The 12,255-nt window shown below is 66.8% G+C and carries 10 protein-coding genes; 4 read left to right on the forward strand and 6 right to left on the reverse strand.

Going from position 1 to position 12,255, the window contains the following annotated elements; translation table 11 throughout:
- The first annotated feature begins 290 nt into the window (after positions 1–290).
- The 3 genes from E3O25_RS14570 (at position 291) to E3O25_RS14580 (ending at position 2,319) form a co-directional block, all read left to right on the forward strand.
- Complete coding sequence (locus tag E3O25_RS14570) at positions 291–1,505, forward strand: DNA topoisomerase IB (RefSeq protein WP_134361505.1); 1,215 nt, start codon at positions 291–293, stop codon at positions 1,503–1,505.
- Positions 1,506–1,611: 106 nt separating this feature from the next.
- On the forward strand, positions 1,612–2,022 hold the full coding sequence (locus E3O25_RS14575) for a hypothetical protein (protein ID WP_134361506.1): 411 nt from the start codon (positions 1,612–1,614) through the stop codon (positions 2,020–2,022).
- A 15-nt stretch (positions 2,023–2,037) separates the two neighbouring features.
- Positions 2,038–2,319 carry a hypothetical protein gene (locus tag E3O25_RS14580; protein WP_134361507.1) on the forward strand — a complete coding sequence of 94 codons (282 nt, stop codon included), beginning with the start codon at positions 2,038–2,040 and terminating at the stop codon, positions 2,317–2,319.
- A gap of 179 nt (positions 2,320–2,498) precedes the next feature.
- On the opposite strand, the gene E3O25_RS14585 is transcribed toward E3O25_RS14580, so the two are convergent.
- On the reverse strand, positions 2,499–2,807 hold the full coding sequence (locus tag E3O25_RS14585) for a hypothetical protein (protein ID WP_134361508.1): 309 nt from the start codon (positions 2,805–2,807) through the stop codon (positions 2,499–2,501).
- A gap of 383 nt (positions 2,808–3,190) precedes the next feature.
- On the reverse strand, positions 3,191–4,669 hold the full coding sequence (locus E3O25_RS14590; protein WP_092106053.1) for a malate:quinone oxidoreductase: 1,479 nt from the start codon (positions 4,667–4,669) through the stop codon (positions 3,191–3,193).
- A 95-nt stretch (positions 4,670–4,764) separates the two neighbouring features.
- On the opposite strand from E3O25_RS14590, the gene E3O25_RS17785 reads away from it, so the two are divergent.
- Positions 4,765–5,478 carry a response regulator transcription factor gene (locus tag E3O25_RS17785; protein WP_092106055.1) on the forward strand — a complete coding sequence of 238 codons (714 nt, stop codon included), beginning with the start codon at positions 4,765–4,767 and terminating at the stop codon, positions 5,476–5,478.
- Positions 5,479–5,549: 71 nt separating this feature from the next.
- Here E3O25_RS17785 and E3O25_RS14600 read toward each other — a convergent pair whose 3' ends face one another.
- From E3O25_RS14600 to E3O25_RS14615, 4 genes are all read right to left on the reverse strand, one after another.
- Positions 5,550–6,719 (reverse strand): diguanylate cyclase, encoded by a 1,170-nt coding sequence (locus E3O25_RS14600; protein WP_166806033.1) that lies wholly within the window; start codon positions 6,717–6,719, stop codon positions 5,550–5,552.
- A 22-nt stretch (positions 6,720–6,741) separates the two neighbouring features.
- Positions 6,742–8,373 (reverse strand): cell wall metabolism sensor histidine kinase WalK, encoded by a 1,632-nt coding sequence (locus tag E3O25_RS14605; RefSeq protein WP_092106059.1) that lies wholly within the window; start codon positions 8,371–8,373, stop codon positions 6,742–6,744.
- Positions 8,373–10,742: a bifunctional diguanylate cyclase/phosphodiesterase gene (locus tag E3O25_RS14610; protein ID WP_166806034.1), complete on the reverse strand. Its 2,370-nt coding sequence runs from the start codon at positions 10,740–10,742 to the stop codon at positions 8,373–8,375. Before E3O25_RS14610 ends, E3O25_RS14605 begins: the two co-directional genes overlap by 1 nt.
- A gap of 276 nt (positions 10,743–11,018) precedes the next feature.
- Positions 11,019–12,089, reverse strand: coding sequence for an aspartate-semialdehyde dehydrogenase (locus E3O25_RS14615; protein WP_092106064.1), 1,071 nt, complete (start codon positions 12,087–12,089; stop codon positions 11,019–11,021).
- Positions 12,090–12,255 lie beyond the last annotated feature (166 nt).

Genomic DNA, 12,255 nt, shown 5'->3' on the forward strand with positions numbered 1-12,255 from the left:
GATGTGCAAGTGTGCCCGGCAAAACCCACACCCAAGCGGATGCCGCGTTCCGCGTCGCGCTCACTCCTGCCTCGCGGCACGTGTTTGAGAGGTTGGCACTGGTTTGCACGCGGGCGGGCTTCCCCAACACGTGCCGCGAGCGGAAGGGCGCCGCGGCGTAGGGTCGAGCTGAGGGCGCACCTACGCCGGGGCCACGAGGGGACGGGCGTCACGGGCCGGCGGCATCCGCTTCACGCCGACCAGGACGATTCGCAGTACTGTGCCCGCATGCGATCACAGGCACAAGCGGCATGACCCGGCTGCGACGCAGCGACCCGACCCGGCCGGGGTACACGAGAAGGCGGTCGGGCCGGGGCTTCAGCTACCGCGACCCGGCGGGCGAAACGGTCACCGACAAGGAGCAGCGTGAGCGATTCGCGACGCTCGCGATTCCGCCGGCGTGGACCGACGTGTGGATCAGCCCGCACCCGAACGGGCATATCCAGGCGATCGGACTCGATGCCGCCGGACGCCGCCAGTACATTTACCACCCGGCCTGGCGTGAACAGAAGGACCGCCTCAAGTTCGAACGCGCGCTGCAGCTCGCCGAATCGCTGCCGCGGGTACGCGGTCAGGTCACCCGCGAGCTGCGCGGCAACGGCCCACCACGCGCCCGGGCCCTCGCCGCGGCGTTTCGCATGCTCGACCTCGCCTCCCTACGCATCGGCAGCGAGCGCTACGCCGATACCTACGGCAGCCACGGCCTCTCCACTTTGCTCTGCTCGCACGTCTCGGTGCGCGGCGACGTGGTGCGCCTGGATTTTCCCGCCAAGAGTGGGCAACAGTTTCAGGGCGTCATAACGGATGCCGACCTCGCCACCTACCTGCGCGCTCGCCTGCGCGAACGGCCGGCCGCACCGCTGCTGTCCTGGGTGCTGGATGATGTCGAGGGTGTCGTGTCGGCGTCCGAGATCAACGATTTCATTCGGGAACGCACCGGCGGGGAGTTCACCGCGAAGGACTTTCGCACCCTGCGCGGCACGGCCGCTGCCGCGCAGAGCCTGGCCCAAAGCCTGGCGCAAAGCCTGACGGCGAGCATGGGCCCGACAACCGGGACGGCCGCGGCGAGCGGGGCGTCGGCGAGCGGATCGGACGCGGCTGGCGGGGCGGCCTCAGAACGCGGATCAAGGTCAGCAGGCGGGTCGGCTGCGGGCGCAACGACCACGCGCGGTTCGAGCTCGGGCGGAGCGTCGGCGACGGGAGCGGCCTCAGCGTCGGCGCCCGACGCATCCGCTGCCCGACCGCCGCGCGCAGCGACGCGCAACCGTCGCGCCGATGACCGCGCCATCGCCGAAGCGATGCGTCAGGCCGCCGACGCTCTCGGCAACACGCCGGCGATCGCGCGCACGAGTTATGTCGACCCGAGAGTCGTCGATCTGTTTCGGGCGGGTGAAACCATCGACCCAACGGGCCGGGTCTCGGTCGAGACAGCGCTGCGGGCGCTCCTGCTCGGCGACAGTGAATGAATCGGGCGATGTCGCCGTGGACTTTAAGTGAATGTCACCCGTTCGGGGTATAACTTGAATGCCGCCCAGCCGGGGCGAAAGTGAGGCCGTCAAGAAAGGCATGCCCGTGAACCACGATTCTGACCCCGTTGAAGAGCCGCCGCTCGGCGCCCCCGAAACGCCCAGCACACCGACGAACCCGGAGCAGCTCGTGGGACCAGACGGCCCTGACGGCCCGGCAGAGGAACAGGCGGGGTCCGGCACACCTGCCGGGGAATCCCCCGGCCCGGCCGTTCCGGTCGCGAGCGCGAGCACCGGTCCCGACGGCCCAGCCCCGAGCACCGACGGATCGACCGCCGGAGAATCCGCCGCCGCAACCCCGATCGAGCCAGACAGCGACACCGAAGACGACCAGGACAACGCCGACAACGAGCCGAACCTCGCCGATATCGACCCGGCCGATAACCCATCGAATCCCGATCTGGTCGGTCACGACATCGACGAAGAAGACCCCACCCTCGCTGAACCCACCGCCTAACCACAAGGAGCCCCCATGAAAGGCAAATTTCTGTTCCTCGCCGGCACCGCGACTGGCTTCGTGCTCGGATCCAAAGCCGGCCGTCAGGCTTACGACCGGCTCAGCGCCAAGGCGCACGAGTTGTGGGGCGACCCCACCACCCAGAAGGTCATCTCACAGGCCGAGACCATCGCGCGCGACGCAGCATCCGTGGCGCAGACCAAGGTGAGTGATCTGCTCGACCGCACCGAGGCATCCGTCAAGAATGAAGAACGTAAGGCAACCCCCTCAGCGGATGACGGCAGTCACGAAATCTAGACCCGCTGCGGCGCAGACACCCCGGCTGGTACGCCGGGCCGGGGTGTCCGCGCCCGACTAGTCCGGTTGGCGAGGGCGTAGCGCCCGGCTAGTCTGTTTAGCCGAGTGTCGCGCCCGACTAGTCCGTTCGGCCGAGTGTCGCGCCCGGCTAGCCCGCCGGGCCGAGGTGTCGCGCGCGACTAGTCCGTGAGGCGCAAGGCGAGCGGTTGGATCGACCGCGTAGCCGGCCGCTTCGCGGGAGCGCCCCGCACCAGAAAGCTGGCCTGAGCCCGGTCGAACGAGGAGTAGAACCACCTCGTTGTGAGAATGCCGAGCTTGGTCACCTCGTAGGCGTCCCCGCTTTGCTCGATGACCCCAAGCAGGGCGGCCGGGTCGCCATCAAGAATTTGCGGATCTCGCACCAACCATTCGGTCGGGGTGAGCTGGAGAATGCCGAGCTGCGATACGCGCAGGTTTTCCGCATCCGAAACGCCATTGTTCGGGTTCACTTGCCGCCTCCGGGCCGGTTGGGCCTCAAGTAGACATCCGCTGGCCACCCGATTCAAGGGGTTGACAGCACCCTCCTACCCAATTCCCACGACGCTCCAAGGTGCCCGCTCCGCCCCGCGAGAGTTAACACCCGGCCACCCCGCTCGGTGCGCATAACTCCTGCAATTCGTTCTGGGCGCGCCGGCCGACCCGCGGAATCACGCGGAAGCTCACTTCTCGGCGCGCAGATTGCAGGAGTTATGCCCCGCGCAAGCCGACCGTACCCCGCCCACGGGGGCTAATTCAGGAAAACCAGCATCCGAACGGGCCGGAGAAGCCCATCGCCGGGCGACCGAAGCCCACCTGCCGCAGATTTCCTGAATTCGCCACCAGGCGCTTGAACCTAGTTGCTGAGGTGCAGTACCTCAGCGGTCGCGGCGAGTGACGCGGCGGCCGCGGCGGGATCGTCGGAAAGTCTGGTGCCGTAGCTCGGGATCATCTGGCGGATCCGCGGCTTCCAACCCTCAATGCGGTCGGGGAAGCAGCGGGCCAGGAGATCCACCATGATCGGCGCGGCCGTCGAGGCTCCCGGCGAGGCGCCGAGCAGACCGGCGATCGATCCGTCACTGGAGGTGATGACCTCGGTACCGAACTGCAGCACTCCGCCGAGCTTGGCGTCTTTCTTCATGACCTGCACGCGCTGGCCGGCCGTGATGAGTTCCCAGTCCTCAGAGACCGCGGCGGGAATGAACTCGCGCAGGGCTTTGAGCTTGGCCGCCCTCGACGCGAACACCTCGCCGATCAGGTATTTCATGAGGTCAAAGTTGTGGCGGGCCACGGCGAGCATCGGCCCGAGGTTGTGCGTACGAATGGAGAACGGCAGGTCAAACCAGGTGCTGGTCTTCAAGAATTTGGGGCTGAACCCGGCATACGGGCCGAAGAGCAGCGACATTTCGCCGTCGACGACGCGGGTGTCCAGGTGCGGTACCGACATGGGCGGAGCGCCCTTGGCCGCCTTGCCGTACACCTTGGCCTGGTGTTGAGCGACGAGCTTCGGGTTGGTGGTGCGCAAAAATTGGCCGCTGATCGGGAAGCCACCGAAACCCTTGATTTCGGGGATCCCGCTCTGCTGCAGCAGCGCGAGGGCGCCACCGCCGGCGCCGACGAAGACGAAGCGGGCGTCGATGGTACTGCGGGTCTGTCCGACCTGGCGCAGAAGCTTGAGATTCCAGGTGCCGTCCGCTTTGTGCTTGAGGCCGACGACCTGCTCGTTCATGTGCATCGTGACCCCCTGATTCTCGAGGTTTTCGAACAGCAGACGGGTGAGGGCGCCGAAGTCCACGTCGGTGCCGCTCACGATGCGGGTGGCGGCGATCTTCTGGCCGGCCGCACGCTTGCGGGTGAGCAGCGGGGTCCAGGTACCGATCTTTTCGACGTTGTCGCTGAACTCCATACCGGCGAACAGCGGCTGGGTCGCCAGAACGGCGTGACGCTTGCGCAGGTACTCCACGTTGGCTTTGCCGTGCACGAAGGTCATGTGCGGGGTGGAGTTGATGAACTTGTTCGGCTCCGGCAGGGCCCCACTCGTAACGAGGTGCGCCCACAGCTGCCGGCTGATCTGGAACTGCTCGTTGATGACGACGGCTTTGTCGGCGGTGACCGAACCGTCTGCGGCCTGCGGCATGTAGTTGAGCTCGCACAATCCGGCGTGGCCGGTGCCAGCGTTGTTCCACGGGTTCGAGCTCTCCTGGGCCAGTTCACCGAGGCGCTCATACACCTCGATCCGCCAATCGGGCTGCAGCTCCTTCAAGAGCGTGCCGAGGGTGGCACTCATGATGCCGCCACCAATGAGGACTACGTCAACGGTTCCCTGAGAATTCACACCTTCGAGTGTATCGCTGCGAGTGGATGCGCCCGACCGCACCCGGGCCTGCACCCGCCTGTCGACCGCTCCCCGGAGTAGGGGATACTTAGGTCATGGGGCCAGAACGTACCGATCGTCGCATCGCCGTTGTCATCGAGGATGACGCTGACATTCGCAGCCTGCTGGAGGCCGTGCTGACCCAGGCCGGGTTTGACGTCGTCGCCACGAGCAACGGCCTTGACGGCCTCGCTGCGGTGCGCGCCTACGATCCGGTCGTGACCACTCTCGACGTGAGCATGCCCGGCATCGACGGCTTCGAAACCGCCAAACGCATTCGGGCTTTCAGCCCCACCTACCTCGTGATGCTCACCGCCCGCGACGACGAGATCGACACCCTGCAGGGCCTCGAAGCCGGCGCCGACGACTACCTGACCAAGCCGTTTCGACCGCGCGAACTGCGCGCGCGCATCGAAGCTATGCTGCGACGTCCCCGTCACTCCCTCACAGCGGATGCCGCCATCCCGTCGGCGCCGCTGGCTGTGCCGGCCGCGTCCTCCACGGCAATGACCAGCGCGAGCGCCGTCACCGGTCCCCCGAGCCTTGATGCGGCGGCCGAACGGCGCGTCGCCGCGCCGATCAGCCCTTTCGTGCGCACCGCTTCTGATGGGGCGGTTGCGACCCCCCTCGCCACGATGTCGTCACCGGCATTTCGACCGACTCCCGTGGCTTCCGCTCCGACTTTCGTGCCGGCCGTCGACGCCGCCCGTGCGGTGCTCGATCCTGCACCGCACGAAATGGGCGATTCGAACACAACGACCTGCGACTGAACCCGTCGGAGCGCCTGATGCAACTCGCCGCGACCAGCGATCAGCCGTAAATCTGCTGCGCCGCCAAATAATCAGGATGCGAGCGGCGCGAGCTGCACGGCGATGTCGTTGCCGCCGCGCACCGTGACGGTGCCGATGGCGGTGTTCACCGCGTCACCGAGCGCGGTCAGGCTGTAGCCGTGGTCGAAGGTGTCGGCGATGCCGAAACTCGCCGTCAGCCGAATCAGGGAGGCCTCCGTCATCGGCTCCTCGACGAGCGCGGTCTGGATGCGCTCCGCGAGTGCGCGGGCTTCAGCCGCCGAGTCTGCTGCAGCGAGAACCAAGAACCGTCCGCTGGCCCGATGTCCGATGATCGAGAGCACCGGGGCGCTCTCACGCAGTTTCGCGGCAAACCGGGCGATCGCCTCATCGCCGGCGACCCGGCCGAAGGCGGTATTGATCTCCGGAAGGTTATCGATGTCGGCCCCGATCAGGGCGAGTCCGACCCGCGCGGTGTGCGCACGGTCCAGATGGTCCGTGGCCGCCTGCACGAACGCTGCCGCTGACAACACCCCGGCCGCCGAGTGGATGCCGTCGGTCAGGTCTCCGACGGCGCTCGTCGTCCCCTGTTCGGCACGGAGGACCGAAGCGGCTATGGTCACGACCACGACGAGACACAGGCCGAGAGCGGCCATATTGGCCGTGTTGAAGTAGGTCAGGAACATTTCCCCGGTAACGCCGTCGACCGTGAAGACGATGGCACGCACCAGGGCGGTCAGCGCCGCGACCCACAGGGCGACCGCCAGGATGCGACCGCTCAGGTTGCGACGCAACCGCCCGCGCACGGCTTCGAGCGCGCCGAGCGCCAGCATCACCGCGAGGCCGATCCACATTTCGGCAGCGCCAGCCCAACGACCGGCCGATTCGCCGTGCAGCAGCGTTGCGGCCAGCACAGCCACACTGATCGTGGCGATCACCCAGGAGCCGCGGCGGCGCCGGTTGTAACGGCGAAGTCCCAGCCAGACCGCGCCGACGGCGATGGTCAGGGCCACGTTGGCCACGACGATGGCCCACCAGATAAACTGCCCGGTCACGGAGGCGCCGTGCGCGACGGTCACCGTCATGGCAGCGATAAAGGCCATGCTCCAGATACGGCCGACGGCATCGTTGCGGTTGAACGCGGTGTTCAGTACGAACGACACCCCGCACAGGGCGACGACCACACCGTTGAGCAGGAGCAGGGTCAGAGTGTCCAGGTGCATGCGCCTATTCCTTGATGGCCGTTCATGAGGTGCGCGGAAGCGTCGCGATGGCGGTGGTGCCCTTGCCGGGAGCCGATTCGAGTCTGAGGTCTCCCCCATGCTGGCGGCAGATGTCCCGGCTGATGTTTAAACCGAGGCCCGTTCCGTGAATGCTCGAGCCGCGCACCGAGTCGGCCCGGTAGAACCGGTCGAACAGGTGCACTTGCTCGCCGGGCGTCATACCGCGACCGGTATCAGCCACGCGCAGCTCGACCTCGGTGCGGGAATCGAGCAGCGTCACCTCAATCCGGCCCGAGGCGATGTTGTACTTGATCGCGTTGGAGAACAGATTGTCGACGACCTGGCGCAGGCGGAGGGCATCCGCTTGCAGGCGCAGGGTCGGCATCGCCGTAAGAACGAACGTGATACCCCGTTCGGCCGCGACCGGCCGGAGTGATTCGATCGCGTCGGTGACGATCACCGACAGGTCGCACGGAGCCAGGGTGATGGCGAGCTCGTGTTTGGTCGCGGCCGCGGTGCTGAGCAGGTCGGCGACCAGCGCCAGCAACCGGTCGGAGTTTTTGGACGCGACCTGGAGCATGCGCCGGGTCGACGGGTCGAGGGTGTCGTCATCGAGGGCCAGCTCCAGATACCCCATGATCGAGGTGAGCGGGGTGCGCAATTCGTGCGAAACGGATGCGACCAGGTCGTCCCGCGCCTTGACCGCGCGCAGTTCGGCGGTGACGTCCCGGGCAACCATGACGCCGCCGTCGTAGTTGTCGTTTTCGTCGAGGATGGGCCGGGCGGAGATGAGCACGGCGGCCTTCCGTTGGCCCTGCTCCCCCACCCAGATGGTCGTGTGGTCGACCGTTTCGCCGCGCATTGCGCGCTGGAACGGCCGATCTGCTTCGGCATACGGCGTCACCTGGTCTTCGTGATAGACGACGGTGGGGGAGAGCTCGCCGTCTTTCACTCCAAAGCGGGCGAACATCTCCCGCTGGGCGCGGTTGATGAAGTTCGGTTTGGCCTCACGGCTGAACCCGACGACGCCGAAGTCGACGGTGTTGAAGATCTCGTCGAGGGTGCGTTCCTCACGGCGGGAACGGCGCAGGGCTCCCTCGAACAGAACCGATTGTTGGGTGAGCAGCACCCGCTGCGCCGCTGCACGCTTGGTGGTGGTGTAGGTCGTGGTAGCGACAAAGGCCAGCACGATGGGCACGATGGCCAGTCGCGGAATCTCATTGCCCGTGGCCGGCTCTGCGCCCAGCAGCCCGCCGGTCCAGAGCAGCACCGACGTGAGCACCACCCCGCCGATAGCACCGCGGCCGCCGAAGTGCGCCGACAGCCAGATGATGGGGAAAACGAGCAGAATCGTCGTACCGAGCAACGGCTCACCCTCGCGCACGATCACCAGCCCGACCAGGTCGACGATCGGCAGCACGACGATCCACTTCTTGTCGAGGTGACGCCAGGGCACTCCCGCCGCAGCTGCGGTGGTGACGAGGATGATGAGGATGCCGGCCAGAAACAGCTGGTTGGTGAGGAGCTGTGGATCAAGCAGCCCCGAAACGGCCACCAACAAAAGGGTCGCTGCCCCGACCAACAGCTGGGAGAGAAAGACGGAACGTTCCACCCGGTAGCGGTGGGCTCGGTCGGGTCGCGGGCGGCGCTGCATCACTGAGGCGGCACCGTGACAGTCTGCGTCGGCAGCACGGCCTTGGCCCCGAATTCATCGAGCCGGTCGATGGTCTCGGCGAACCCCTGCGGCACACCGAAGTGGAACCCCTGGGCGCTGCGAATGCCGAGCCGGGCCAGGTGCTCGGCCATCGCTTCGTTCTCCACGCCCTCAACGATCATCGAATACTCAAGCTTGTCGCCGAAACTCTGCAGCGCCGTGAGTACCTCGCGCTGGCGGATATCGTCGAGGTCATCGACGAGGCTGCGGTCGATCTTGAGAATGTCCATCGGCACGCGCACGAGCGAATCGACCGAGGAATCTTCCGAGCCGTAGTCGTCGAGGGCGATGAGAATTCCCAGGTCGCGCAGCCGGTCGGCCTGCTCACGAATCTGCGTCGATACCCGCGCAACCGAACGCTCATTGAGCTCGAGGCAGAGCGAGATCTCGGGGTACCGCGTGTTCAAATCTTCCACGAACCGGCCGAGCCGTTCCGGTGCCAGCTGGCCGGCTTCGACGTTGATGGTCATGCAGACGATGCCCGGTTCAGCCAGCCGAAACTCCGCAGCGGCGGCCAGGGCGGTCTCGGCAATCTGCCGGGTCAGCTGGTCGAACCGACCCAGGCTCTTCGCCTTTTCGATCAGCGACGGCGGTGAGATCGAACCGAGTTCCGGGTGCACATAGCGCAGCAGCGCCTCGAAGGCCCAGATGCGGCCGGTGACCAGGCTGACGATCGGCTGATACGCCAGCGGCAGCTGGTTCTCGTCGATGGCTTCGGCGACCGTGTCATTGAACTGCGAGGAGCGATGACCAGACACGTTGATGCTCGACTGGCAGTCGCCCCGACGTCGGTTTTTCTTGACCAGCAGCATGCTGTGGTCGGCGTCGTGAACGAGGGAGGCGACATCCGTTTCAACCAGAGCGGAGTAGGCGAGGCCGATACTGAGGCTGGGCGTGACGGTGACGGCACCGACGACGAGCGGTGTGACGCAGGCGTCCAGCATCGTTTCGGCAATGGTTTTTGCTTCGGCGAGTGTGGCCAGGCGGGTCAGGATGATGACGAATTCGTCGCCGCCGACCCGCGCGACGACGTCGTGCGGACGCACCGACTGGCGCAGGCGCTGGCCGAGGACCCGCAGCACTTCGTCACCGGTCTGGTGCCCGTGGGTATCGTTGAGCCGTTTGAAACCGTCGAGGTCCACGAACAGCACGGCGATGCTTTCGGCGTCGCTGCGGGTGGTGTTGATGGTATCGAGGGCCTCCTGGAAGGCACCGTAGTTGGGCAGGCCGGTGAGCGAGTCGGTGTTGGCCTTGGCCGTGAGCCCGGCCACATTCTGCCGGGCCTGCACGGCCAGTTCCGCGGTGGCCGCGAGGGCCTGCAACGCCCGCCGGTCGAGGGAGGAGAAGGCGCCGTCCATCGGGTCACGGCGGGCTACGAGAAATTGCCGCACGCCGGGCGTGAGCGTGACCGGCACCCCGATGGCCCCGGGTTCGGCGGGGCCGGCCTGCACGGCGATGGACTGCACGCCGACGGCCGTGGCTGCCGCCGCGCACAGTGCCTCGCTGAGTGCATCGCCGACGCTGTCCGCACTTCGCATGGTGCTCAGCATGCTGCTGCCGACGACGAGGCCGCTCAGCCGACGCCGCATGTCCCAGACGGAGCGCAGAACGATGAGCACCAGCGCCACCCCGACACTGCCCAGCAGCGTGCCGACGGCGGTTTCGATCGGGACGCGGCCGACTCCCGGTGTGGGCAGGCCGACCACGGCCCAGTGCGCCGAGAACACGGTCAACGCCGCGACACCGCCCAGCAAGGCGCTCAGCCGCACGGCGGAGATAAGCGGCTGGCGGCCCCGCTCAGCGGGAGCGTTGATCAGGCGCAGGCGCAGAACTTCGAGCCCCAGCACCAACAGCACATACCCGACGGATGCCGCGGCGACGGCTGGCAGCGTGGCCACCCCCATCCCGGTCAGCAGCCCATCGATGAGGAAATAGACCATGCAGCCGAGGCCCGCGAGGCCAGCGCTGTAGACGGAGACGCCGATGCGGCGGGATTCCAGGAGCAGGGCAACCAGAATACCGAGCATGAGCACGCCGATGATGGCCTGCGCCGGCAGCACCGGGGCCAACGCCGGAACGGCAAGAACCGGCACGCTGATGGCCGGGGTGCGATGGGGCACACTACCGACGCGAATCCAGGCTATTTCGAGGGCGGCCACGCAGACGGCGCCGAAGAGCGCAACGACGATTCTGGTGGCAGGCTCAGCGAGAACAATGGCGAAGGCACCGGGAATGAACACCAGCCCCAGGGCCGTGAACACGCCAAAGGCGACGCGCTGCAGCACGCCCGACACCCCAATTCGGCTCACACAGTCAGAGCCTACGCGAGTTGACCTCGGATGAGGACGCGCGGGTGGGATTTGGTGGGGTTGGTCGGGGCCGTCGGTGCCGGGCGCACCTTGTGAAAGCGGGGCCATGAACTATCGTGCTCCCGCTTTCCGGGCCCGGGCCCGGGAAGATGGGGTCACGGTGTGGCCGTGCTCGTGGCCCGCGTCCGAGCTCAGGGGCCCACCGAATTTGGGACGGGGCCCGGGCCCCGTCCGCCAGAGCGAGCGGGGAAAGCCCCAGCAGCAGGCGGGCTCAACTCAGGCGACGACTCGCGCGGCGGCGATGAGTTCGGCGATCTGTACGGCGTTCAGCGCGGCCCCCTTGCGCAGATTGTCATTGCTGATGAAGAGGGCGAGGCCGCGGCCATCCGCTACGCCTTCGTCCTGCCGGATGCGACCGACAAAGCTGGCGTCCTGTCCGGCCGCCTGCAGGGGTGTCGGAATGTCAGTCAGTTCAACGCCGGGGGCGGTTTTTAGCAGTTCCTGGGCGCGGGCGACGCTGATCGGCTTGGCGAACTCCACGTTGATCGACAGGGAATGGCCGGTGAAGACGGGCACGCGCACGCAGGTTCCGCTGACCAGCAGCTCGGGCAGGCCGAGAATCTTGCGGCTCTCGTTGCGCAACTTCTTCTCTTCGTCGGTTTCGAACTGGCCGTCGTCGACGATGCTGCCGGCGAGCGGGATCACATCGAACGCGATCGGACGGGCGTAGATGGTGGGCTCCGGCAGGGTTACGGCGCTGCCGTCGTGCACGAGCTGGAACAGGTTCTCATCCTGCGCTGCGACGCGCACCTGGCTGGCCAGTTCGAATGCGCCGGCCAGACCGCTGCCGGAGACCGCCTGGTAGGTGCTGACGATGAGCCGCTTCAGGCCAGCCTCATCGTGCAGCACCTTGAGCACGGGCATCGCGGCCATGGTGGTGCAGTTCGGGTTGGCGATGATGCCCTTCACGGCCTGCTTGATGGCTTCAGGGTTGACCTCGCTGACGACGAGGGGAACGTCCGGGTCCATGCGCCAGCCGCTCGAGTTGTCGACGACGAGCACACCGGCCGCGGCGAAACGGGGCGCCTGCGCCTTGGAGAGGGTGGCGCCGGCCGAGAAGATGGCCACGTCCAGCCCAGTCGGGTCGGCAACGGAGGCATCTTCGACCGTGATCTGCTCGCCCTTGAAATCGAGGGTGGTACCGGCCGACCGAGCCGAAGCGAAGAAGCGGATGCTGTTGACCGGAAAATCGCGCTCCTCCAGCAGGCGACGCACCACGGCGCCAACTTGTCCGGTGGCTCCGACGACGCCGATGTTGATGCCGGGGGTGCTGGCTGAGGTGGTCACGTGTGTTTCCTAACGTCGTTGGGGCTGTCTCCCGTGGCTAATTCAGGAAACGTCAGCGATTCTGCCGATATTTCCTGCCCAGAGCGGATGCCGGGGCTCGTTTTCCTGAATTCGCCACCGAGAGTCGGCGTGGTGCGGTGTTGCGGATAGTTGGAGGGAGCTGATT

This window comes from Cryobacterium sp. TMT1-3 (assembly GCF_004402315.1).
Classification (GTDB): domain Bacteria; phylum Actinomycetota; class Actinomycetes; order Actinomycetales; family Microbacteriaceae; genus Cryobacterium; species Cryobacterium luteum.

Excerpts from the sequence above, each read along its gene's own strand:
- E3O25_RS14570 (WP_134361505.1), top strand. The coding sequence starts at position 291 with ATGACCCGGCTGCGACGCAGCGACCCGACCCGGCCGGGGTACACGAGA.
- E3O25_RS17785 (WP_092106055.1), top strand. The coding sequence starts at position 4,765 with ATGGGGCCAGAACGTACCGATCGTCGCATCGCCGTTGTCATCGAGGAT.
- E3O25_RS14580 (WP_134361507.1), top strand. The coding sequence starts at position 2,038 with ATGAAAGGCAAATTTCTGTTCCTCGCCGGCACCGCGACTGGCTTCGTG.
- E3O25_RS14600 (WP_166806033.1), bottom strand. The coding sequence starts at position 6,719 with ATGCACCTGGACACTCTGACCCTGCTCCTGCTCAACGGTGTGGTCGTC.
- E3O25_RS14605 (WP_092106059.1), bottom strand. The coding sequence starts at position 8,373 with ATGCAGCGCCGCCCGCGACCCGACCGAGCCCACCGCTACCGGGTGGAA.